Genomic DNA, 23,756 nt, shown 5'->3' with positions numbered 1-23,756 from the left:
CGTCCGGCGCCTGGACTCCGGGCCCTGGGGCTACTTCACGCCCGTGGGCTGGGTGATGGACTCGGAGCGGACGGTGTACTGGCCGGCGATGGCGTTCGTGTCGATGCCCGTGAAGTGGCGGTACGGGTACGCGCCATCCGCGACGGTCTCGATGAACTCCACCGAGTCACCGGTGATGGACTTGCCGTCGATGTCCACGGTGAAGGTGTTCTTCTCCGCGTTCAAGCGCCACACGCACGCGCCCACGTTCGTCTCCGCGGAGCCGGTGGACAGCCCGTCGATGTCGAAGTCGTTCAGGAAGAAGTGGTTCATCTCCGCCCAGCGGATGAAGTCCCGCCAGTTGGTGAAGGTGATGACCATCCCGGCGGGCTGGCTGCTGCTGCCCTGGAGCACGCCCCCGCGGTAGATGTTCATCCGGTACGCGGAGCCGCCCGGCGAGCCCGTGAACGTGGGGGCCATGTTGACCGTGTTCGCCTCGCGGCCCGGCGTCACCCGCAGCGTGCTGACGACCTGATCGCCATCGCGCGCGGCCAACTGGTAGCCGCCCTGCGCCCCCAGGCTCATCGCCACGCGCTGCTCCCACTTCACGGCCTGCGTGAAGCTGCTGGAGACGCCGTCCTTCTGCGTCGTGAGGTTGGACACCGCCAGCCCCTCCGCGACGGACTCCACCTTCGCGCGGCCCAGCGCGCAGCTCGTGATGCCGTCGAACCGCTTCACGCACTGGGACGCCGCGGCCTCCTGCGCGCCCAGGGAGCCGGCCTGGCCGTCGTCGGCGCCGCCCGCGCAGCCCGTGATGCTCAACAGCATGGACGCCAGCAGGGAACCCGTGATTCTCAGATGCATGTACTACCTCGTCGTGTGGGGTGGACTGCCCCCGTCCCCACTGCACCCCGCGCGCCAACACCCCAGGTCCGTCTGTCTTCAGTCACGTTGTTCAATGATTGAGAAAACAGGGTAGCGCCGGATGTCACATGAAACATGTGATTTGTAGCAAGCCGGGTCTCACACGGAGCGTCATGGCGCCGCACTCCCAGGCGGAACTTCGCCGGGGGGCACAACTCCGCGGGGGGTCCGGCGGATAATCTGGGGAGCGCGGTTCCTCCCCCCGGACTCCCCACCATGGCCTCGAAGATCAACGACAGCTCGCGTCCCCTCACCTCCGTCTCGCGGCTGTCCTCGCAGGACGCCCGGACGACGGAGGCGAAGTCCCGGAACCGCCCCATCGCCTGGAAGGACGGCTTCGAGTCCTCCGGCGGCACGCGCCCCGCGCCCGGCCAACTGCCCCGGCTGCCCGCGCCGCCGCCGATTTTGGGGCTGCCCGCGCCCACCACCCCGACGCCCGCGCCGACGACGCCCGTGCCGCCGGAGGCGCCCACCGAGCCGCCCGTGTCGGCCGACTCGGACCCGATGACGCACCTCGAGTACCTGGCCTCGGACGCGCTGCAGGGGCGTGACAGCCCCTCCGCGGGCCTGGACGCCGCTTCCGTCTACGTGCAGGCCCACGCGGAGAAGTACGGGCTGGTGGGGCCCAACATCAACAACCCGGAGAACCCCTTCCAGCAGAAGTTCAAGGTCTACTCCTGGCTGGGCGCGGACAAGGCGGGCGAGACGGCCGGAGCCCACGCCGAGCACAAGGAGTTCGGCCACACGCTCTTCCAGGAGGGCTTCTACCTGGACGAGAAGATGCCCAAGGACACGCTGAAGCGGCTCAACCAGCAGTACGAGCAGACGATGAAGGCGGCGGGCCAGTCGGTGGTGCCGGCGCGCGCGGGCAAGCAGCGCAGCGTGGAGGAGCTCCAGCAGGTGGCCACGGCCACGGGCCAGGCGGTGAACACCATGGCCATGCTGCCCGGCACGGGCCCCCACAAGGACGAGGTCATCGTGGTGATGGCCCACCTGGACCACGTGGGCGTGGACCGCAAGGGCAACCCGTTCAACGGCGCGGACGACAACGCGTCCGGCAGCGCGGTGCTGATGGCGGCGGTGCCGGAGCTGGCGGAGGCCGCGAAGAACGGCAAGCTGGACCGCTCCGTGCTCTTCATCTGGACGGGCGCGGAGGAGAAGGGCCTGGTGGGCTCGCAGTACTTCGTGGACCACCCCATCCCCGGCCTGGAGCTGAAGAACATCGCCGGCGTCATCAACACGGACATGGTGGGCCGCTGGGATGATCAGCGCCTGTCCGTGGTGGACACCAACACCAAGGGCCAGCCCAACTACTTCCGCGACGTGGTGGACCAGGCGAACCAGCAGTTGGCGGATCCGTTCGACCGCATCAACCGCGACATCAACGTCTACCGCGACCGGCAGGACGGCGCGTCCTTCGGGCGCAAGGGCGAGGACGTGCTCTTCCTCTTCGAGGGCCTGTCCAACCCCGAGGGCGGCGGCGACCTCATCCCCGAGTACCACCGGCAGGATGACGACATCGAGAAGATCATCGAGGACAACGGCGGCAACAAGCCCCGCCGCGTGAAGGACCTGCTCCTCAACGTCATCAGCCTCGCGGCGAACCGCACGACGGAGCCGCAGCAGCCGAAGTAGCCGTCCGTCGAACCCCGCCGCCGGAAGGGAGCGCTTCCGGCGGGGGCTTGCAGCGGGGACGGCGGGACCGCTAGGCGGCCAGCTTCTCCCCGCGGCCCTCCACGGGCCCGCCGGTGAGTGCGGCGACCTCGTGCTCGCTCAGCACCAGCTTCTCCTCGGAGCCGCGCCAGACGAACGGGATGCCCGGCTGGCGGTACAGGTTCGCGGGGATGTCGCGCGCCAACTGCGCGTGCAGCTCCGGCAGCTTGGACCAGTGCAGGCCGTGCCGCGTGTGATGCGCGGTGTGGTAGCCCAGGTTGCCCGTCATCAGGTTGTAGCCCTTGTGGAGGATGTTGTACGAGGCCTCCGAGTGGTTCGCCGTGTCCAGGCCCACGTGGTGGAAGTACGTGGCCCAGGTCGTCACGTAGAGCGACGCCATCATGGGCAGCAGGAACACGAAGAGCGCGTTGTAGGGGTTCACCCAGAACAGGCCCGCCAGCAGCACCACCTGGAGCGCGGCCATCACCACGAACGTGCGCAGCGCCTTGGGGTGGTGCTTCCGGCCCACCTGGAACGCGCGCGGGTAGGCGGTCAGCGCCGTGCCCAGCGAGTACTCCACCTCGCCCATCGTCGAGCCGTCCTCCCGCTTCCAGCGCGACTCGTCCTGCGACTGGTCCAGGTAGTTCTTGTGGTGGCCCAGCACGTGGTGGAGGAACCACGCCTGCGACGTCACGCCCGTCTGGAAGCCGAAGACGATCTCCAGGAGCCGGTTGGGCAGCGCGTGCTTGAAGAAGGACAGGTGCTGGTGGTGGTGGTTCCACGAGCAGATCCACCCCTTGGGGATGATGCCCAGCCCGAACCACAGCACCGGTACCCACCAGCTTCGCGCCGTGAGGAACACCGTCATGTCGAGCGCGAAGACGCCAAGGAACATCAGGACCGGGATGCGATCTTCAGGGTGCCGGAACAGGGTCATGCGTCTTCCGTACAAGGGGGCCAGGGAGAAAATGCCGATTTTCCAACTGTAGGCTGTCAGCCCCCACGCCGAACAGCCCACCCTCGCCTGCCTGCACGTTCCACACTGACGGCAAACCACGTAGTCGTGTTGAACTTGTCTTTCTACATTTCCAAGAATCTCAGTCCTGCTTTGTGATAAACGCCGACCCAGCCCTTTTGGACCCACCTGGAGGCGGCAATGCGGAACCAGACCATCGAGGCGGCACTGGCGAAGAACTCCCACCGAGAGCAGTTGATCAAGCACCGGTTCTTCGAGGTGGTGGATGAGAAGGCCTTCAGCCGCGAACAGGCGGAGATGGTGCTGGGTCAGTGGTGGCACCCCCTGCACTACTTCCCCACCTTCCTGGGCAAGCTCATCGCCGTCTGTCCGCAGATGGAGATGAAGACGGCGGTGACGCACATCCTCAACCAGGAGGTGGGCGAGGGAGACCCGGCGAGGGCGCACGAGCGCTTCTTCATCCAGACGATGACGGACGCGGGCTTCACGAAGGCGGGCGTGTCCGAGGCGGACATGACGCCCGCGACGCGCCGGCTCATCGACGGTTACCAGCGCTCCACGGACAGCCACCTCACGGGCCTGGGCTTCCTCTACGGCACGGAGGTGGCGGACCTCACCATGGTGGCCAAGCTGGGCAAGCTGGTGCGCCGCACCACGGGCCTCAAGGCCCTGCCCTGGGTGGACATCCACGTGAAGCAGGAGCCGGACCACGTGGAGACGGCCGGCCACACGGTGGGCCTCCAGTACACGGACGCGGAGCTGGCCACCATCACGCGCGGCGCCGAGGAGATGTGGCAGTTGTGGGTGGGATTCTTCGAGGAGCTGCGCAACCGCGTCGTCTGAGCGGCGCCTCGCGTCAAGCACAACCCCTCGGAATCCGTACGTTTTCGCACGGAACACTGGCGAATCTCTCCAGGTAGGGTACTCACTCCCGCGTCACGGGAGTGTCACCCCTCCAGAGGCGCCACCCACCTCCCGCGGCGGACAGCTCCTGTCCCTCCAGGCGCCGAGGGAGATCCCCATGCTCGAAAAGCTGATGCCGAAGTCGGACGAGTTCTTCGACGACTTCGACGCGCAATGCGCCAGAACTGTCGAGGGAGCGAAGCTCCTGCACGAACTCTTGAGCGACTTCCGGGACGTGCCCGCGCGAGTCCAGGCCCTCAAGGACGTGGAGCACCGGGGCGACGAGGTCACCCACACGGCCTTCAACCGGCTCCACCAGCAGTTCATCACCCCGTTCGACCGGGGTCAGATCCACACGCTCCTGTCGCGCATCGACGACGTGCTGGACCTGACCAACGCGGCGGCGGCGCGGCTGCTCTACTACGAGATTGAGTCCAGCCGCGAGGACGCCACGGAGCTGGCGCGGCTGCTGGTGCTCTCCACGCGCAAGGTGCAGGAGGTCGTCGCGGCGCTGCGGCTCATCAAGAAGCCGGAGCAGATCCTCGCGGGGTGCAAGGAGATCAAGCACCTGGAGACCCAGGCGGACGAGGTCCTGCGCGCGGGCATGGGCCGGCTGTTCAAGAGCGGCGTGGACACCCTGACCATCATCAAGTGGAAGGAGATCTACGACCTCATCGAGACGGCCACGGACAAGTGCCAGGGCGTGGCCAACGTCATCGAAGGCGTCGTGCTGGAGCATAGCTGAGATGCTGCTCGCAGCGGTCGTCACCATCGTCGTCGTCGCGCTCATCTTCGATTTCATCAACGGCTTCCACGACGCGGCGAACTCCATCGCCACCGTGGTGTCCACGCGCGTGCTGTCGCCGAACCTGGCCGTGGCGTGGGCCGCGTTCTTCAACTTCGTGGCGGCCTTCGCGGGCGGCGTGCACGTGGCCAACACCATGGGCAAGGGCATCATCAACTTCGAGATGCTCCGCGCCGCCGGCCCCACCGCGGTGCTGATGGTCATCTTCTCGTCGCTGATGGGCGCCATCGTCTGGAACCTGCTCACCTGGTGGTGGGGGCTGCCCTCGTCGTCGTCGCACGCGCTGGCGGGCGGGATGATTGGCGCCACGCTCCCCGTGCTGGGCTTCGAGGGCCTGGTGGGCAGCGGCATCGCGCGCATCGCGGCCTTCATCGTGCTGTCGCCGCTCATCGGCATGACGCTGGGCATCGGGATGATGCTGGCCAGCACCTGGGCGGTGCACCGTCAGACGCCGCTGCGCGTGGACACCTGGTTCCGCCGGCTGCAGTTGGTGTCGTCCGCCATCTTCTCCTTCAGCCACGGCACCAACGACGCGCAGAAGGTCATGGGCATCATCGCGGTGGTGCTCTTCGGCACCATCTGGCGCGACCGGCCGTTCCACATCGACTGGTGGATGATCATCTCCTGCCACGCCGCCATCGCGCTGGGCACCTTCTTCGGCGGCTGGCGCATCATCCGCACCATGGGCCACAGCCTCACGAAGCTGGCGCCCATTGGCGGCTTCAGCGCGGAGACGGGCGGCGGCGTCACCATCATCGCGCTGGCGGAGCTGGGCATCCCCGTCTCCACCACGCACACCATCACCGGCGCCATCGTCGGCGTGGGGTCCACGCGCGGCTGGCGGGCCGTGAAGTGGGGCACCGCCGGCCGCATCATCTGGGCGTGGGTGTTCACCATCCCCGCCGCCGCGCTGGTGTCCGTCATCGTCTACGGACTCACGCTGGCGGTGGTGCGGATGGTGGGCTGAAGCAGGCCCGGGCGCGGGGGAGGCTTCCCCCGCGCCACCTGGCTGCCTACTGCACGGCCCGGACGTTGAGGGCGGACGGCGGCCCGCCCACGGCCGGCGGCACCCAGGGCACCACCTTCTTGTTCTGCCACTGGACCAGCTTCAGCGACGGGTCCTCCAGCGGCACGTCGAAGGTGTAGGAGATGCGCGTGGGGCCCTGCGCGTCCGCCTCCTCGATCCGCACCTTCATGCCCTTCATGTCGAACTCGTCGCCCTGGCGCACCGGGTGGCGCGCGGCGCGGTGGATGCGCTCCTCCACGGAGTCCAGGAAGTGGCCGCCCCGGGTGAGCGCCAGCTCCAGCGAGTTGGGGCCGGTGCGCGTCACCTTCTGCTCGTGGAGCGAATAGGACAGCACCCACCAGGCCTTCGGCAGGGGGTTGCCCGAGGACCACCAGCGCACGGAGCCGTAGATGCCGATGATGCCGTTGGGGGCGTTGAGCACCACCACGCGCTGGTTGGGGAGCTTCGTCTGATCGAACGCCTCCTCGTAGCGCGCCTGCACGCGCCCCATGAGCGCGTCCGCCTGCGAGTACTGCTCCATGGTCTGCCACCAGAGGTACGGCGAGCCCACGACGTGGATGAGGGCCATCACCGCCGCGCCGGCCACCACCGCGCCCGCGCGGAGCTTGAGCGCCCGCCCCTTCCACGCGTGGCGCAGCACCACGGCCAAACCCACCGCCATGCCCAGGCTGGGCACGATGAGCGTGCGCGAGCCGGCGAAGGCGGAGTTGGACAGCCACGTGGACACGAACGCGCCCGTCAGCATCCAGCCCACCGTGCGCTTCTCCGCGGCCTCCAGCCGGGGCCACACGCCCCACACGAGCAGCGCGAACAACGTGAAGCCCACCGCGCCCAGGACGGTGAAGAGGGGCACCAGGGATTGATCGAAGATGAAGTCCGGCGGTGCGTTCAGCGTCAGCCCCGCGATGGCGGCCGGCACGCGCCCGAGCATCGCCTGGAACCACGCCACCGGCGTCCCCAGCGCGTCCAGGTACATGTCCGAGCCGCCCGCGCCGTAGCCCATGGCCCGGTACGCCGCGAAGTAGAGGGCCATCAGCACGCCGAACGGGATGAGCCCCTTGAGCTTGTCCTTCGCCTGCCCCGGGCCGGAGAAGGCCTCGTAGGCCAGCACGTACGGGCTGAGGATGACCATCGTCTCACCGCAGAGGAGCGCGAGCGCGAAGGACACCAGCGCGCCCACCAGCGCGCCCGTGCGCTTCTCCTCGCGCCACTTCACGTGCAGGAAGATGCCGAGGATGCCGAAGAGCAGCGACATCACCACGCTGCGGTAGGACAGCCAGCCCAGCACCGCCGCGTGGGAGCCCCAGAGGGCGAAGAGGACCATCGCCACGCCCGCCACCGCCGTGGGCAGCACGCGCTTGAGCAGCAGGCCCGCCACCGCCACCAGGCCCACGTACCAGAGCAGCGAGTGGAACTGGTAGGCCACGGCGACGCGGTTGTAGAGCACATGGTCCAGTCCGTAGAGCAGGCTGCCCAGGGGCCGGAAGAACGCGACGCGCACGGTGGGCTCCACCCACCACGGGAAGACGCCCACCTCCGCCAGACGCAGCGTGTGCTCCGGGATGCCGGTGGCCGTGCGGTACACGTCCAGGTGCGTGTTGCCCAGCGGCGCGGGCGGCGGAATGTTGTCCCAGACGCCCAGCCAGATGAAGTCATCCGGCATGAACCCCGAGCGCAACGCCGTCGCGCCCAGCGCCACCGCGAGCACGATGGAAATCCAGAAGTAACGCTTAAACGGCCAACCCGGGGCGGCTGGCGAAGGAGAAGTATCCATGTTTCAAAGATCTATCAGTACGCCCCCCACGCGAGATAGGTCCTCCTGGGTCGTCCGCTGCCACCGGAAACACGCGGAGCGTGCGGTGTTCGCGACGGAGATCCTTTGCCACCGCCCGGACTCCGGGTGATCCTCCACCGACGAAGGGGGACGCGGTCCGGCAGGTGAAAACACGAACGCGCGCGCCCGTTTCCGCCGCGTGCGCCGCCGGGCCCGCTCGCATGCGCATCGCCATCATCGCCACGTACACCCATCCGACCCGGCTGCGAATCAAGGAACCCTCCATCATGCAGTCCTCCGTGCCGGAGCTCATCGCGGGCCTGTGCCCGGAGCACGCCGAGGTGGAGATCTTCAACGAGAAGGAGGCGGACCTGCCGCTGGACCGGCACTGGGACCTGGTCTTCTTCTCGTACCTGCACTCGTACTACGAGCACACCAAGGTGCTCTCCACCCTCTTCCGTCAGCGCGGAATGACGACGGTGGCGGGAGGCCGGCACGCGAGCCACTTCCCGGACGACGCGGCGAAGTACTTCGACGCGGTCATCACCGGGGAGCCGGAGTCCAACGTGCCGGCGCTCATCGCGGACTTCGAGAAGGGTGAGCTCAAGCCCCGCTACAGCCTGCCGTCGCAGGGCGCCGCGGCCATCCGGCCGTACCGCTACGAGCTCATCGACTTCACGCACAACAAGGTGCGCCTGCCGGGCATCGAGGCGTCGCGCGGCTGCCCCTTCACGTGCAACTTCTGCGTGCTCACCGGCCACGAGCGCTACCGCTTCCGGCCCATCCCGGAGGTCATCGACGAAATCCAGACGCGCATGCGCTGGAACCCGAACTTCCTGGGGCTGATGGGGGACGCGTTCGTCTTCCTGGACAACAACCTGGGCGGCTCGCCCAAGTACCTGCGCGCGCTGTGCGAGGCGCTCATCCCCCTGAAGAAGACGTGGGGCTGCGCGCTCACCTTCAACGTGCTCAAGGACGAGTCGCTGGTGAAGCTGATGGCGAAGGCGGGCTGCCGCTACGTCTACACCGGCCTGGAGTCGCTCAACCCGGACTCGCTCAAGGCGATGAACAAGGGCCAGAACAAGCTGTCGGAGGTGGACGCCGTCATCCGCCGCGTCTTCTCCGCCGGCATCCTGCTGTCCTTCGGGCTCATCGTTGGCTCGGACGGCGACACCAACGAGTACCTGCACCGGCTGCCGGACTACCTGGCGGACCTGAAGTACTTCTCCGTCACGTTCCTGGGCATCGTGTGCCCGTATCCGGAGACGCCCTTCTTCCGCGAACTGAAGGCCGAGGACCGGCTCCTGCCCGGCACCACCAGCCGCGACTACGACGGCTACACGCTGTGCCACCGGCCCAAGCAGATGCACGCGTCGGAGGTGGTGGAGCACTTCCAGCGGCTGTGCCGCACGCTGGGCAGCCTGCCCAACATCGCGCGGCACTACGCGTCCAAGCTGATGATGAGCGACCTGCCCCGCTACAAGCAGACCATCCTCTTCTCCGGGCCCGAGATCGTCAGCATCCGCAACCCGGTGAAGAACCCGGAGCGCCGCTACATCGCGGGGCTGGACGCCATCGAGGCGTGGGACGCGGAGCGGATGCCCGCGCTGGGCCTCACGCCGCAGGTCCTGACCTGAGCCGGGACGGCAGGCGCACGTCCCACGCCAGCCCCAGCGCCTGGAGCGCCCGGATGAAGAGCCAGCCCGGGTCCCACTGCCACCACACCCAGCCGTGCCGCGCGGACGCGGGGAAGGCGTGGTGGTTGTTGTGCCAGCCCTCGCCCAGCGCGAGCACGCTCACCCACCACACGTTGCGGCTGTGGTCGCGCGTGTCGTGGTCGCGGTGCCCGAACGCGGCGTGGCACACGGAGTTCACCGCGTAGGTGCTCTGCATCCAGCACACCACGGGCAGGAAGAAGTACGCGGGCACCGTACGCCAGCCGAAGGTCAGCCCCACGAAGAGCACCGCCAGCACCTGCGGCGCGATGCGGTAGCGCAAGAGCCAGTGGTAGTAGCCGTCGTCCGCCATGTCGCGGCACCAGGTGCGCCAGCCGTCCTCCTCCGTGGAGGCCTCGTTGAGGATCCACCCCATGTGCGCGTACCAGAAGCCGCGCACCGGCGAGTGCACGTCCCCGTCCGCGTCCGCCTTCGCGTGGTGCAGCCGGTGGTTGGCGGCCCAGAGCAGCGGGCTGCCCTGCGCCGTGAGCATGGCCACCGTCACCAGCGCGTACTCCACCCAGCGGGGGCACGCGAAGGCGCGGTGGCACAAGAGCCGGTGCAGCCCCACCGTCGTGCCCAGGCCAATGGACACGTACACGGCCAGCGCCACCGGCAGCGCGTACGGCGGCCAGGGCAGGATGAACGCCAGCGCGGCCAGGCCGTGGACCACGAGCATGTAGACGACGATGACGGGACTGAGCTGGAAGCGGAGCGGCGCGGTGTTCATGAGCCCGGTGCGGAGGTCGAGGAAGAAGCACGCAGTCTAGGGGCCCCGCCTGACGGGACAAGGAATGCGCGTCCGGCGCGTCACATCACGCGAGCGTCACGGACCTGGGAGGCCTGGGGCACGGCGACGAGCGCCGGGGTCGGCGGGGCTTGGAGCGTGGCCTGGAAGCGGTCCACGCGGCGCAGCTCCGCGCGGGCCTCCACCTCCGTGAAGATGGCGCGCGCCCGGGCGAGGAAGTCCTCGCGCCGGTGCGGCAGGGCCACCGCCGCGTCGAAGTAGGCCACGCCCGTCTCCCAGCGGTTGGGGCTCTGCTCCAGGACGGCGATGGCCTCCAGGAACACCGGCTCCGCGGCCTTCGGCCCCTTGCGCAGGGCCAGCGAGCGCGCCGTCACGCGCAGCGCCGGGCCCTTCAGGTACGGATAGAGCCGGGCGATGACGCGCGCCTTGATGCACGCCAGCTTGACGATCTTCAGCAGCTTCTTGCGCGGCACCACCGTGGCGCCCTCCTCCAGCGCGAAGAGGGCCGCCTCCGCCGCGTCCACCAGCCCCACCTGGAGGAAGGGCACCATCACCTGGTAGCTCCAGATGCTCTTGAAGCAGCGCACCGCGACGAGCGCCGCCTCCTCCACCTGGTGCTCGCGCACCGTGACGTTGGCCAGGTGGTTCAGGCTGGCGCACTGGTTGGCCAGGTCCGCCACCTCCACGCTGATGCGCAGGCCCTGCTCCAGCTCCGCGCACAATTCGCCCACGTCGCCTTCGCCCATGAGGTAGCGGCACATGGGCGCCCACGAGTGCGCCCAGCCCTGGTGCATCAGCGCGTTGAGCTCCACGCCGATGGCCCCCATCTGCTCGTAGAGCGCCACCGCGGCGCGGAAGCGCGAGTGGAGGAACTCGCCCGTGGCCTGCATCATCAGCGACGTCTGGCGCTCCCAGCGCTCGCCCACCTGGCGCAGCGTGGAGACGGCCTCCTCCTGGAACTCTCTCGCGCGCTCCAGCTCGTTGGCGAAGAAGGCCTGGATGCCCAGGCGGCTGAGCGCGAGCCCCTCCGCCACGGGGTCCTTGGAGCGCCGGGCGTACTCCAGCGCCTTCTCGCAGTGGTAGCGCGCGCGGCCGAGCAGCCCCGCGCCGAACAGGAGCGTGCCGTAGTAGCCGCGCGCCAGGCTCCTGGCGTAGTCGCTGCGCGAGCGCTCCGCCATGTTGGTGGACACCAGCGTCGCCCAGGTGAGCTTGGTGATGTCCGCGAAGTAGTAGATGCGGATGAGCGAGTTGAGCGTGGACAACTGCTGCAGGTAGTTGCCCAGCCGCGCCGCCGGCAGCGGGCGCAGGATGAAGGGCAAAAGCGACGCGAGCCCCCGCAGCAGGAGGTTCGCCAGCGTGCGCAGGCCCAGCGTGGCCAGGTTCCCCGGGAGGCTGCGGCCCCGCAGCACCAGCGACTTCTCCAGGTGCTGCGTGGCGAGCGCGGACTCGCCCTTCTCCTGGTGCGCGCGGCCCAGGCCCAGGTGCAGCTCCGCCTGGCGGGGAGGCTCCTCCTCGTCCACCAGGCACTGCTCGAACATCAGGATGGCGTTGGCGTAGTCGCCCGCCTGGAGCAGCGTCTCCGCCAGCTCCTGCATCACCCGGCGCGTCTGGAGCAGCGTCGCCTCCGGGTCCACCGGCACGACGGTGCCCAGCAGCTCCAGGCCCCGGTTGTAGTGGTAGAGCGCGTCGTCGTTCGCGTACTGCGCCCGCGCGCTGCGGGCCGCCATCAGCGTGTACTCCAGGCCCTTGTCCTCCACGTTGCCCGCGAGGAAGTGGAACGCGAGCAGACCCGCGGAGCCCGCGAGGTTGTCGTTGGCGCGGGCCTCCAGGTAGCGCGCGAGCCGGCGGTGCAGGTCCTCGCGCGCGGACACCAGCAGCGTGTTGTAGGCCACGTCGCGGATGACGATGTGCTTGAAGAGGCAGGTGTACGGCTCCTCCGTCTCCAGCAGGATGAGGCCCAGGCGCTGGAGCGTGTCCATGGCCTCGCGCAGCATGGCGTGGCCCAGCGTGGGCACCAGCGCCGCCACCGCGTCCAGCGTGAAGATGCGCCCGATGACGGACGCCACCTTCACCACCAGCTTCTCCGTCTCGCTGAGCAGGTCGATGCGCGACAGCACCACGTCCTGGATGGAGTCCGGCAGGAGCAGGTCCTGCAGGCCGCGCTTCAACTCCATGCGCGGCGAGCCGGGCTCCACCGGTCCCAGGTAGCCCTGCTCCGCCAGGCCCTCCACGATGGACTCGATGAAGAACGGGTTGCCCTGCACCTTCGCGAGCAGCCGGTCCTCCAGCGCGACGTCCGGCGGCGACAGGCGCAGGTGCACGCGCAACAGCGCCCGCGTGTCCTCGTCGTCCAGGCTCACCAGGTCCAGCGGGATGAACTCCGGCAGGTCGCGCAGCCCGCGGAGCTGGTCGCCCGGGCGCATGGTCGCCAGCACCATGATGCGGTGCGAGCCCACGCGCACCGCCAGGTACTGGAGCAGGTCCAACGAGATGTAGTCCGCCCAGTGCAGGTCCTCGAAGAAGAGCAGGAGCGGCTGCGCGCGGCTGAGCTTCTCCAGGAGCTGGAAGACGATTTGGAACACCTTCTGCTGCTTGCGCCGCGCGTCCATCCCGGCGGTGGCGGACGTCTCCTCCAGCGACATGCCGAGGATGCCCGCGACCACGGGGATCCACTCCGGCCCCACGTCCTCCAGTCCCTCCAGCCCCTGCCGCAGGCGCGCGAGCTGCGCGTCGGTGTCGTCCGAGTCGTGCAGGCCGAACGCCTGGAGCAGGACCTCCTTCCAGGGGAAGAAGGGGGTGAAGGCCTCGTAGGAGTAGCAGACGCCGTACAGCGCCCGGGCGCCGCCCTCCTCCGCGTCCTCCAGCACGCGCGCGCCCAGCCGCGACTTGCCAATGCCCGCCTCTCCGGACACCACGCACACGCGGCCCTGGCCGGCGAAGGCCGCGTTGAGCGACGCGTGCAGCACGTTGAGCTCACGGCTGCGGCCGATGATGTCGCCCCGGCCCTTGATGAAGAGGCCGCGGCGCGTCTCTCCCAGCAGGCGGTACACCGGCACCGAGCGCGAGACGCCCTTGAGCTTCGCGTCCTCCACGAACTCGGTGGCGAAGCCGCCCTGCTGCGAGCGCGCCTGGGTGTTGGCGCACAGGTGCACGCCGTCCTGGCGTCCGCCGTGCGTCATCAGGCGCGCGGCCATGTTCACGACCTCGCCCAGCGCCGAGTAGCCCTTGCGCGTGGGCGAGCCCATGTCCCCGCAGTAGGCGTGGCCGGTGGCGATGCCGATCTGCAGCTCGTCCAGGAAGGGGAACTGCTCGCGGGCCTTGAGCAGCTTGCAGGCCAGCCGGCACGCCAGCACCTCCTTGTTCTGCTGGGCGGTGGGCGCGCCGAACAGGACGTAGAGCACGTTGCCCTTGTCCGTGAAGTCCGTCATCAGCAGCACGCCGCCGTGGTGGGCGGACTCGCGCTGGACATATTCGTAGTAGGCGTTGAGGTCGCGGGTGAAGGTGTCCGGATCCGCGTCCGGTTGCGCGTGGGTGAAGCGCACGAAGAAGCAGGTGACGTCGCGGAAGTCGCCCGCGAACTCCTGGTGCGCGGTGGTGATCTTCGTGAAGAGCACCGGGTGCAGCAGCAGCGCGCACCGGCCCACCAGCTCCGCGCCGCCCGTGGGCGCGGGCAGCGGGCGCTTCACCGACTCCACCGGCGCGTCCAGCGCCAGCCGGTGGTTGCCGCCCTCGCGCGGCTCGCCCTTGCGCGCGGACTCCGGCAGGGCCGCCCAGGCGCGCGGGCTCAGGACGACCTCCGACACCGTGGCCTGCTTCTCCGCGCCCACCGCCTGCGCCAGCGGCTCTCCCACGAGCGCCGGGTGCATCCACAGGCCGGTGGCGCCCATCACGATGCGGGTGGCCTCCCCGAACCCGATGCCGATGCGCGACGACACGCCGAAGCGCTGGCCCAGCAGCTCCAGCCGGGCGAAGCGCGCCAGCCGCCGCTGCACGCCCAGCGCGCACACCGCCGCGCGCTGCACGACGTCCGCGTCCGCTTCCCCGGGCGCGGCCTCGAAGCACGCGAGGATGGAGTCACCGGCGAACTGGTAGATGTCCCCGCCGTGGTCGCGGACCACGTCGATCATCTCCGTGTAGTAGTTCGTCAGCAGGCGCTGGAGCGCGTCGATGCCGCGCGGGCCCGCGCCGCTCAGCCCCACCACGATGGGCGTGAAGCCCGCGATGTCCAGCAGCAGGATGGCGCCGCGCACCCCTTCCGCCCGGGGCAGCGCGTCCGCCTCCTGGCTCCCGAGCCGCGCGAGGATGGCCGCCGGCATGTATGGCGCCAGCATCGCGACAGCGGGATCAATGGGCTGCGTGGAGGGCATCCTTGAAGGGCTTTCCGCTCAGGACAGGTGCGCGTAGCGCAGGTACAGGGCGCCCAGGCACATGGCGCCGTAGAGGGGGATCTCCGCCGTCTCCAGCCAGGGCTGCTGCTTCTTCAGCGCGCCCCAGATGTGCACCGCCGTCATCAGGCCGCCGATGAGGCCGATGAGCTCGAAGATGACCAGGTGGCTCCTGGGGTCCGGGATGAACTGCACCACCGCGATGATGACGGACAGCGCCAGGCCGCCCAGGCAGCGCGCGAAGTAGACCGTCAAGTCGTTGTTGCCCGTGGGCAGCTCCCACCCGAACCAGCGCGCCCAGCGCAGCGGGATGAACAGCAGCGGCAGCGCGTAGACGACCAGGAAGACCGAGGTGGAGACCGCGAGGAACCAACTGGCCAGCGGATAGTCGGGGTTGATGAGCATGATGGCGGACGTGACGGGTGCCGGGCGTGCGCGCGCGGTGCACGCCCTTCCCCGTGCCGTCCATCCTAGAATCTTTTGCCACCCCGTGGGGTGGCTTCCCCCCGGCCAGGCCCTGCTTCAGCCCGCCTGCCGCCTACCGGGTGGCGGCCAGGAGGAACTCGGCCACCCGCTCCAGGGAGGTGGTGCGCTCGGCCTCCGCCGGGAAGCGCCGGAACACCTCCGTTGGGCCGTGCAGGATGAGCGGCTTGCCATAGCGCAAGGCCAGGGAGGCCTCCGCCGCAGTGCCGGCGCCCCCGGGCAGCGCCACCAGCGCGTGCGGCGTCAGCACGTTGATGTGGTTGCGGCTCATGGGGTCCGTGCCCTGCTCTCCGCTGAGCGGCAGGTGCGTGTAGATGGGGATCTCGATGTCCGTGTTCGGGTAGCCGGGCCGGGGCTGGTAGCGGCCGTCCGGGCCCACCGTGCCGGGGATGATGCCGATGGCCGCCCCCCGCCGCCCCTCCACCTGGACGAAGGCGCCCGCCGCCGCGCTCATGACGCCGCCGCCCGCGCCGGTGAGCAGGTCGAACCCGGCCTCCGCGATCCACCGCGCCAGGGGGACGACCCACTCCTCGTGGGAGTGCGCCCCGGAGCCGAACACTCCGATGATGCGGCGGTGTCTGCGCATGACTGCGTCCTCCCCGAAAAACTGGAACTACGTGAGCCCCTGTTCCATGCGAATCCCCGGCCAACGCCGCAAGGGCTCACGGACCGGCGTGCGTCCTCCCTCCCGTCCACCCGTGGAAGGTGCGTGGCGCGAGCGTCGGCCAGCCATCGCTTCCCTCCTCCCGGAGCGCCAGACGTCCCCGCACGACCCGTGATGTCGGACCCCTGCTCTACCGTCCTTCACAAGCAAGCGAGGAGGCCGTCCATGTTCGACGCCTGTGGAGGTTGTGAGCGCCGTGGCACCGCCGGAGAGGTGTTCGACTGGTGCGCGCACTGCGAATTGTCCCTGTGCCCCGGCTGTCTCCAGCGCGGCTGCTGCGGCAGCGCGCCCGCGGACTCCGGGAGGGGCGCCCCCAGGGAGCTGCCGGCCCCGCCGGCGATGGAGCGCGAGTTGCTGCCGGAGGACTTCGGGGGGCGCTGCTGCACGCACGCGCGCGCGGTGGCGTGCTCCTGCGCCTTCCACTGGGTCTGCGTGCGCCACGGCGACCTGCACGTGGGCACCCACGACTGACCGGAGGGGCCGCTGTGTCAGCGGCGTTCCCCCCGGCCCGGGTCATCCTGTCCGGCTCAGGGCACGTCCAGCGCGACGCCCTGTCCCGGGACGGCCATCACCCAGCGGACGAGGTCCGGCTTGCCGCCGCAGGTGACGCGCACCTCGAACTCGCGGCCCGCGGGCATCTGGCTGGACAGGGGCGTCTGGCCCTCCAGCACCTGCGAGCCCAGCGCCACGCGGCAGCCCTGCGCACCGGTGACGCTGAGCGTGCCCCGGGCCTCCGCCTGGGGCGGGGCGTCCGCGAGCGTGCGCAGGTCGATGTGCTCCGACCTCGGCACCTTGCCGAAGCGGTGCAGCTTGCCGTCCACGGCCGTGGAGATGAGCCAGCCGGCGTTGCCCTCGGGCAGGCCCTGGTTCGCGTCCAGCAGGACGCCGGACACGTAGACGCGCTCACCCTCCTGGGCGTTGCGCACCTCCACGCCGCCCTTGGGCAGCAGGAACACCAGCGCGAGCCCCGCGAGCACCAGGGCCACGCCGCCCACGATGAGCCCCTTGCGCTGGCCGGGCGTCAGCCCCTTCGCCGTCGCTTCGGCGGCGGGCGCTTGAGCCGTGGGGGAGACCGCGTGGACGGGAGCCGGCGGCGGGGCCACGTGGGCCGCTGGCGCCCGCGTGGGCGGGGCCATGGGCGCCGAGACAGGCGGCGGCGGCGCGGCCACGGACGAGGGATGGCTCCCCCCATAGGCGGCGTGGGTGCCCGTCGTCGGCGGCGCGTGGGTGCCTGACGTCCGCGGAGAGCCCCCTTGCGGCGCGTGGGCACCTGCCTGCGGCTGCGAAGCGCCTCCCTGCGGCGCGTAGGCACCTGCCTGCGGCTGCGAAGCGCCTCCCTGCGCGTAGGCACCCGCCTGCGGCTGCGAGGCGCCTCCCTGGGGTGCGTAGGCACCTGCCTGAGGCTGCGGGGCGCCTCCCTGCTGCACGTGGGCGACCCCGTATTGCGCGTGGGTGCCCCCATGCGGCGGCGGGGGCGGCATGGCGGACACAGGGGGCGGCGGCGGGGCCGCGGTCATGGGGGCGACGGAGGGCACCGACACCGATGGGCGCGCGGGCGCCTGCGGCGGGGGGCCCACGCGCGTGGGCACGTTGGCGGACGCGGCGGGGCGCACCGCGGAGGGCGGCGGCAGCGGCGACGTGGGCGGAGCCGCGGCCGGGCGCGACGGACGGGGCGCGGCGGCCACGGGCGGGGCCACCGGAGGCGAGGCCACGGGCGGCGAGGAGACGGAGACGACCTCGGTCCCGCGCTCGGCGGGCTCCGGCGGGGAGGCCACCGGGGGCGGCTCCATGCGGGGCATGCTGCCGGAGCCGCCGCGCACGGGCGGCCGGGACAGGTCCGACGGGGCCCGCATGTCGCTGCCGGAGCCCGTGCCCAGGTTGCGCGAGTGCGAGCCCGTGCCCGGCATCAGCGCCCGGGGGTTGGAGCCCGTCCCCGAGCCGGCGATGGACGACGGCGCGTACTCGGAGAGCCGGTCACCCAGCGCCTCCTTGAAGAACTGCGCCACCGACGCGGGCGACGAGGACAGCCGGTGGTGCGCGATGACGGCTTCGATCTCCTCGCGCATCGCCGCCGCGGAGGGCGTGCGCCGCGCCGGGTCCTTCACCAGCGCGCGGAGGATCAGGTCCGACACGTCCTGCGGGATGTGGGGCCGAAGCTGCGAGGGCACCGGCGCGGGCTCGCGCACGATGGCCGCGAGCGTGGCCGCGTCGTGGTCCCGGCGGAATGGCAACTGGCCGGTGAGCAGCTCGAAGAGCACCACGCCCAGCGCGAACACGTCGTTGCGCCAGTCCAGCGGGCGGCCGCTGGCGGCCTCCGGGGAGAGGTAGGAGATCTTCCCCTTGATGACGCCCGCCTGCGTGTGCTCCTCGCCCTGCACCTTGGCGATGCCGAAGTCCGACAGCTTGATGGCGCCGTCCAGCGACACCAACACGTTGTGGGGGCTGACGTCGCGGTGCACCACCGGGTGCGCCGTGCCGGACGGGTCCACGTAGCTGTGCGCGTAGTGCAGACCCGCGGCCACCTCCGCCACGATGCGCAGCGCGTGCTCCAGCGGCAGCGCCATGCCCTTGCGGCGCAGCTCCGTGAGCAGGCGCTTCAGGTCCGGGCCGCGCACGTACTCCATCAGGATGTACGCCACGCCGTCCGTCACGCCCACGTCGAAGGTCTGCACGACGTTGGGGTGCGTGAGGCGCGCGTTGGCGCGGGCCTCCGCGAAGAGCATGTCGACGAACTCAGGATTCTCCGCGAACTGCGCGAGAATCTTCTTCATCACGACGAACTTCTCGAAGCCCTTCACGCCCTGCTGCTTGGCGAGGAAGACCTCCGCCATGCCGCCCTGCCCCAGCCGGCGGATGATCTGCAGCCGCGCGCCGCTGTTGTGCGTGTCCGTGGCGGACGTGCCCTTGGCGCCGGGGTCCTGGTTGGTGGAGCCGAAGAGGTACTGGCTGAGGGCGCGCTGCTCCAGCGCCTCGATGTCGTCCAGCGGCTTGTCGGTGAGCGGCGTGCGCGCGAGCAGCCCCTGGAACTGCGAGAGCGCCGGAGCCCGGGCGCTGCCGCCGCAGACGGGGCACACGCGCTCCATGGTGCCCTTGGAGCGCAGCACCTCCAGGTACTCGGAGGTCTGGATGCGCTGGTGGGTGACCTGGCCGCAGTTGCGGCAGTCGCACGGCAGCCACAGCGTGGCCAGCTTCGCGGGCAGCGTCTTGGTGGACTTCGCCAGCACGGCCAACAGCGGCGGCGGCACGCGGCAGAGCACCACCTGGGCGCCCTGCGACGCCACCTCCAGCACCTGCTCGATGCGCGGCAGCGCCTCCGGCTCCACCACGCTCACGTGGCAGCAGTCGAACGCGACGCGCCCCTCCAGGCCGGACGCCAGCCGGCGCACGTTCAGGTCGCCCTTGAGCGTGCTGGCCAGGGTGATGAAGGTGATGTCGTCCTGGATGATCTTCAGGTGCGACGAGAGCTCGGACGGCTCCGAGGGGATGCCGGAGCGCAGGTAGCGCAGCACCGCCGGGTCCACCGCGGAGAACTGCTGGCGGCGCGCGAAGTCGAAGAACTCCGTGGGCTCGTCCGCGAACTCCAGCGGCTGGGCGCACACGGGGCACTGGTGCGGCGGGGCCCCGCCCTGCTCCAGCACCTTCGCCTCCTCCACCAGGCGCACCAGCCGCAGCCGGTCCTCCTTGCAGAAGCGGCACGAGTACGGCGCCAGCAGCGAGAGCACGCGCGCGACGCCCGCGAAGCCCTCCACCATGTTGAGCTGATCCACCACCACCGGCGGCGCGTTGACGACGTACAGCCCCGACACGCCCTGCGGCGGGTGGCCGGCGAACTCAATCCACCGGCGCACGCCGAAGGAGCTGATGCGCTCGACCAGGCCCAGGTCCACCACCACCAGGCCCTGGAGGCCCTTGGAGGCTGGGGAGAGGGGGAAGGTTTCGTCGATCACCCCGGCCACGCGCACGTGGGTCAGACTGCCCACGCGCAGGGAGGTGATGCTGGCATTGGAAGTTTGGCTCTCCACCCGCCTACCCTCGTTCCAGACAGAACAGCAGCGACTTGGGCTGCGCGGCCCGGCGGCGAGCGTCTCCCAGATCCACCCCGCAGGCGAACTGCGTGCGCTTTCCCGGACTCACCCGCACCGCCACTGCGTCGCTGTGCTCCAGGATGCGCCGCAGGCCCAGGCCCGCGCCACCACCCGAAGCATCCACCTGCGCCTTCTCACCCCACGCCTTCACCACCCGCACCAGCGGTGACACCGACAGGCGGCCGAAGCGATCCGTCGCCTCCAGCCAGGCCCGGCCGTCCGCCACCGCCCAGGACACCAGGCAGCGATCCTCTTCCGCCACCGACTGCACCTGGCCACGCCGGTGGGCGTACTTCGGCTCGCCGCTTCCGTCCACTGGCGCGTCGAGCAGGGCGTTCACACCAATCTCATGGACGACATCCGCCACCCGGCTGGCCGCGCCCTTGGAGCCGCCGGCCTGGAGGACGGCCTCGGCCGCGCGCTCGCCCACGGCCGTCACCTCCGCCACGCTGCCCAGCCACGCCACGGACGTGGCGGCCTCCTGGGGGATCATGGGCTCGCCGCGCAGGAGCGCGCTGAGCAACCGCGCCTCCCAGGCGGACGGCTGGCCGCCCTCGCGGGTGGCCAGCAGCAGCGCCGGGGGACGGCGCTCCAGGAGCTCGGCGTGGGCGGGGGTGAACCGCCCGTCGAACAGCACCAGCCGCGGCGCCGCGTCGTCACCGCGCCCCAACAACAGGCCGTCCCGGGCCAGCACCCCGGAGGCCTTCTCCAGCGCCTCCGGCGTGAGCGTCGTGTCCGGCGTCAACTTCAGGGGAGCATCCTTCACGGCGGCGACGGTATCCAAACAGGGCCCTAATAATGGAGCCGGACTTCGGTGAAGACGCCCAGCGGCGGGGCGGGGAAGCCGTGGGACTCCTCGTACTTCGCGTTGAAGAGGTTGGTCCCCAGCAGGGACACCGCCACGCGCTCGTGGACGTTGAAGCCCACGCGCGCGGTCGCGGTGATGTAGCTGGGCAGCTTCACGCGGGTGGTGGTGCCGGCGTTCTCGTCCACCACGAAGCCCGGATCATACCGGGCGCCCACGAACAGGCCGTAGAGCTCCACGAAGGCGAACTTGCCGATGTTGGTGCGGCCGCGCAGGTAGACGCGGTGGGTGGGCGCGTAGTCCAGCGGGTAGCCGGCCCCGCCGCCCACCGGCAGCGCCTGGGCGTCCAGGAACTGGTAGGCCACGTCGAAGGACGAGTTGATGGACGGCACCTGCGCCGCGGCCTCGGCCTCGAAGCCCGCCACGCGCGCGTCGCCCAGGTTCTTGAACTGGGACGTGGAGCCGAAGAGCAGCTCCTGGTTGATGAAGTTGCGGGCGCGGTTGTAGAAGCCCGTGCCCGTCAGGCGCACCCTGCGGTCCAGCGGCCAGAAGTCCACCGCCGCCTCCACCGTGTCCAGCGTCTCAGCGCGCAGGGCCGGGTTGCCCAAGAGCGTCGCGGCGTACATCTGCTGGTTGATGGCCAGCTCCGCCAGGGTGGGCGCGCGGAAGGCGCGGCCGTAGTTGGTGCGCAGCGTGAGCAGCTCCGGGATGGCGTGGAACACCACGCTGGCGCGCGGGGAGATCTGATCCGTCTTCGCCTCCCAGACCCTGGAGGGGATCTGGTAGTTGTCGTAGCGGGCGCCCGCGCCCACCACCAGCCGGTCCGTGACGCGGTACTCGGCGTCCACGAAGCCGCCCAGGATGGTCTGCTTCGTGTCGTCCAGGGTCAGGCCGGGCAGGATGTTCTGGTTGTTCACCTGGTCGGCCTTCACGTCGCCGCCGACGGTGACGGAGAGCTTGTCCAGGGAGAACAGCGCGCGCGCCTCACCGCCCAGGCGGCTGCGCTTGCCCAGCGTGTCCTCCAGCGCGCCGGTGATCTCATTCTCCAGCGTCACGTTGCGGCGCTTGAAGAAGGCGTAGCCCTGGGCGAACACGCGCACGTTGTCCGTCACCTGCTGATCCAACTGCAGGGCGGCGTTCAGGTTCTGGACGTGCTCGTTGTCCTGCGCGGTGTAGTGGCAGCGGCCGCAGTTGCCCACGGTGGAGATGTTCTGCCCGCCGGGCCGGCCGATGTTGCCGTCCGTGAAGTCCGCGTCCAGCGCGAGCGGCCCCACGCGGACCTTGCCGTTCACCTGGTGGACCAGCGAGTCCTCATTGGTGTCCGTCTGGCCGAGCTGCTGGTTGTTGAAGAGCTGCGGGCCGTCCGAGCCGAAGCCGTAGTAGCCGAGCAGCGCCTCCACCGGGCCGCCGCGGCCGGCGACGTTGGTCTGCAGGCGCCAGGTCTTGTCCTGGCCCGCGAGGATGCGCGCGTCGGCGCCCACGTTCTGGCCCTTGGCGATGAGGTCCGCGGGCTGGCGCTCGATGATGTTGATGACGCCGCTGAAGGCGTTGGAGCCGTAGAGCGAGGAGCCCGGGCCGCGAATCACCTCCACCTGCTTCAGGTTGGTGAGCGGCGTCGTCTCATCCGCGTAGAACTGGCCCGTCCAGGGGTCCGTCAGCGGACGGCCGTCCTTGAGGAGCAGCAGGCGGTTGGACAGGTAGTTGGAGCCCAGGCCGCGCGCGCTCACCGCCGCCTTGCGCATGGAGCCCCGGCGGCACTCCATGCCGGGGAAGTACTGGATGGCCTCGCAGAGCGAGAACTGGCCGGTGCCCTCCAGCTCCTCCGCCGGGATCCACGACACCGTGAGGGGCACGTCGGAGATGCGCTGGCTGCGCTTGGACGCCGTGGTGACGACGGCCTCGCTCAGCGCCATGTTGATGTTCTTCTCCAGGTCGTCGCCCCCGCCCAGGTCCGGGCCGTCCAGGCCGGAGAGGCTGGAGGGCGGCGGCAGCGCGCGGTCGGAGGCGGGCTCCGTGAAGGGCGCGCGGTCCGGGACGTTGTCCGCCATGCGCGGCTGCGACGCCGGCAGCACCGCGCCGGCACCCAGCGCGGGCGCGGGCGGCGGGTTGGACGGGATGTCCGTGGTCAGCGGCCCGTCATACGGGGACGGCGACGCGGAGGCCGGCGAGGCCACGGGCAGCGGATCGGCCACGGACGGACCGGGGCCGGCCACGGGGGCGGGAGGCGTCGCGGGCGGCGGCTCGGTGGCGAGCGCCGGCTCCTGTGGGGTGGGCTCATCCGCCGGGATGACCTCCGGCTCCACCGGCGGGGGCGGCGTCTTCGCGCCCCGGCGCGTCTTCGCCGTGCGCGGAGGCTTCGCGCCCGGCGTGGCGGCCTTCGCGCCCGGCGTCGTGGCCTTCGCGCCCGCGGCGGCCGCCGCGCGCTTGCGGGCGGCCTTGGTCCGCGTCTTCGGGGCAGGCTCCTGGGCCTCCTGGGCCTGGGCCGTCTCCACCGCGAAGAGGGACAGTGCGCAGACCACCAGGGTGAGGCAGGCGCGCGCGCCCAGCCTACCGGCAAACCCCTTCACCGCGTTGGTGCGCGGCCCACCGTACTCAGTCGAGTCCATCGTTCTCAATTCCACGAGGGGGAAGCAGGGATGTCCGCGGTCGTTGCGCCAGGATCCAGAGCCGGTGCGACTGGCAATCGTTCTCAGGGACGAGTTTCCACCCCTGAACGGTGGCGTTCCGCTCGACTTCTCAAATTACCGCAATAACTCGCCTTAGGCCAAGTCATGGCTGTCGATCGCGCTGAAACATGCGCGGGGCGGCGGGGGCGCCCCACGCGGATCAG

16 protein-coding genes are annotated in these 23,756 nt (G+C 70.4%); 6 read left to right on the top strand and 10 right to left on the bottom strand.

Features of this window, described 5'->3' with window-relative positions; all coding sequences use genetic code 11:
* Nucleotides 1-30: 30 nt before the first annotated feature.
* Nucleotides 31-843 carry a hypothetical protein gene (locus K8612_RS12775; RefSeq protein ID WP_223762458.1) on the bottom strand — a complete coding sequence of 271 codons (813 nt, stop codon included), beginning with the start codon at nucleotides 841-843 and terminating at the stop codon, nucleotides 31-33.
* A 276-nt stretch (nucleotides 844-1,119) separates the two neighbouring features.
* Between K8612_RS12775 and K8612_RS12770 the strand changes: the two genes are divergently transcribed.
* Nucleotides 1,120-2,538, top strand: a complete 1,419-nt coding sequence (locus K8612_RS12770) for a M28 family metallopeptidase (protein ID WP_223741512.1) — start codon at nucleotides 1,120-1,122, stop codon at nucleotides 2,536-2,538.
* Between the two features lie 70 nt (nucleotides 2,539-2,608).
* On the opposite strand, the gene K8612_RS12765 is transcribed toward K8612_RS12770, so the two are convergent.
* A complete protein-coding gene (locus tag K8612_RS12765) occupies nucleotides 2,609-3,493 on the bottom strand; it encodes a fatty acid desaturase (RefSeq protein ID WP_223762457.1) in 885 nt (294 codons plus the stop codon).
* Nucleotides 3,494-3,712: 219 nt separating this feature from the next.
* Here K8612_RS12765 and K8612_RS12760 point away from each other — a divergent pair, with 219 nt between their 5' ends.
* The 3 genes from K8612_RS12760 (at nucleotide 3,713) to K8612_RS12750 (ending at nucleotide 6,207) form a co-directional block, all read left to right on the top strand.
* A complete protein-coding gene (locus K8612_RS12760; RefSeq protein WP_223741510.1) occupies nucleotides 3,713-4,375 on the top strand; it encodes a TenA family transcriptional regulator in 663 nt (220 codons plus the stop codon).
* Nucleotides 4,376-4,553: 178 nt separating this feature from the next.
* Nucleotides 4,554-5,180 carry a DUF47 domain-containing protein gene (locus tag K8612_RS12755; RefSeq protein ID WP_223762456.1) on the top strand — a complete coding sequence of 209 codons (627 nt, stop codon included), beginning with the start codon at nucleotides 4,554-4,556 and terminating at the stop codon, nucleotides 5,178-5,180.
* 1 nt (nucleotide 5,181) lies between these two features.
* Nucleotides 5,182-6,207 carry an inorganic phosphate transporter gene (locus K8612_RS12750; protein WP_223741508.1) on the top strand — a complete coding sequence of 342 codons (1,026 nt, stop codon included), beginning with the start codon at nucleotides 5,182-5,184 and terminating at the stop codon, nucleotides 6,205-6,207.
* A 46-nt stretch (nucleotides 6,208-6,253) separates the two neighbouring features.
* Here the strand turns inward: K8612_RS12750 and K8612_RS12745 are convergent, their stop codons facing one another.
* A complete protein-coding gene (locus K8612_RS12745; RefSeq protein ID WP_223762455.1) occupies nucleotides 6,254-8,041 on the bottom strand; it encodes a hypothetical protein in 1,788 nt (595 codons plus the stop codon).
* A 221-nt stretch (nucleotides 8,042-8,262) separates the two neighbouring features.
* On the opposite strand from K8612_RS12745, the gene K8612_RS12740 reads away from it, so the two are divergent.
* Nucleotides 8,263-9,678, top strand: a complete 1,416-nt coding sequence (locus tag K8612_RS12740) for a radical SAM protein (RefSeq protein ID WP_223762454.1) — start codon at nucleotides 8,263-8,265, stop codon at nucleotides 9,676-9,678.
* Here K8612_RS12740 and K8612_RS12735 read toward each other — a convergent pair.
* From K8612_RS12735 to K8612_RS12720, 4 genes are all read right to left on the bottom strand, one after another.
* Nucleotides 9,656-10,486 carry an acyl-CoA desaturase gene (locus tag K8612_RS12735; protein ID WP_223762453.1) on the bottom strand — a complete coding sequence of 277 codons (831 nt, stop codon included), beginning with the start codon at nucleotides 10,484-10,486 and terminating at the stop codon, nucleotides 9,656-9,658. The genes K8612_RS12740 and K8612_RS12735 overlap by 23 nt on opposite strands.
* Before the next feature lie 80 nt (nucleotides 10,487-10,566).
* Nucleotides 10,567-14,871: an AAA family ATPase gene (locus K8612_RS12730; protein ID WP_306799644.1), complete on the bottom strand. Its 4,305-nt coding sequence runs from the start codon at nucleotides 14,869-14,871 to the stop codon at nucleotides 10,567-10,569.
* 18 nt (nucleotides 14,872-14,889) lie between these two features.
* On the bottom strand, nucleotides 14,890-15,294 hold the full coding sequence (locus K8612_RS12725; RefSeq protein WP_223741503.1) for a hypothetical protein: 405 nt from the start codon (nucleotides 15,292-15,294) through the stop codon (nucleotides 14,890-14,892).
* A 133-nt stretch (nucleotides 15,295-15,427) separates the two neighbouring features.
* A complete protein-coding gene (locus K8612_RS12720; protein ID WP_223762452.1) occupies nucleotides 15,428-15,958 on the bottom strand; it encodes a molybdenum cofactor carrier protein in 531 nt (176 codons plus the stop codon).
* Nucleotides 15,959-16,201: 243 nt separating this feature from the next.
* On the opposite strand from K8612_RS12720, the gene K8612_RS12715 reads away from it, so the two are divergent.
* Entirely contained in the window at nucleotides 16,202-16,507 is a 306-nt protein-coding gene (locus K8612_RS12715) for a hypothetical protein (protein ID WP_223762451.1), read from the top strand.
* A gap of 56 nt (nucleotides 16,508-16,563) precedes the next feature.
* Here K8612_RS12715 and K8612_RS12710 read toward each other — a convergent pair whose 3' ends face one another.
* The 3 genes from K8612_RS12710 to K8612_RS12700 are packed head-to-tail and all read right to left on the bottom strand — an operon-like array spanning nucleotide 16,564 to nucleotide 23,532.
* Nucleotides 16,564-20,058 (bottom strand): serine/threonine-protein kinase, encoded by a 3,495-nt coding sequence (locus tag K8612_RS12710; RefSeq protein WP_223762450.1) that lies wholly within the window; start codon nucleotides 20,056-20,058, stop codon nucleotides 16,564-16,566.
* Nucleotides 20,059-20,062: 4 nt separating this feature from the next.
* Nucleotides 20,063-20,887: a hypothetical protein gene (locus K8612_RS12705; RefSeq protein ID WP_223741499.1), complete on the bottom strand. Its 825-nt coding sequence runs from the start codon at nucleotides 20,885-20,887 to the stop codon at nucleotides 20,063-20,065.
* Between the two features lie 26 nt (nucleotides 20,888-20,913).
* Nucleotides 20,914-23,532 (bottom strand): TonB-dependent siderophore receptor, encoded by a 2,619-nt coding sequence (locus tag K8612_RS12700; RefSeq protein WP_223762449.1) that lies wholly within the window; start codon nucleotides 23,530-23,532, stop codon nucleotides 20,914-20,916.
* Nucleotides 23,533-23,756: the final 224 nt, after the last annotated feature.

Origin of the sequence: Corallococcus sp. AS-1-6 (assembly GCF_020037015.1) — a bacterium.
Lineage (GTDB): Bacteria > Myxococcota > Myxococcia > Myxococcales > Myxococcaceae > Corallococcus.
This window is presented reverse-complemented; position numbering and strand designations above follow the sequence as displayed.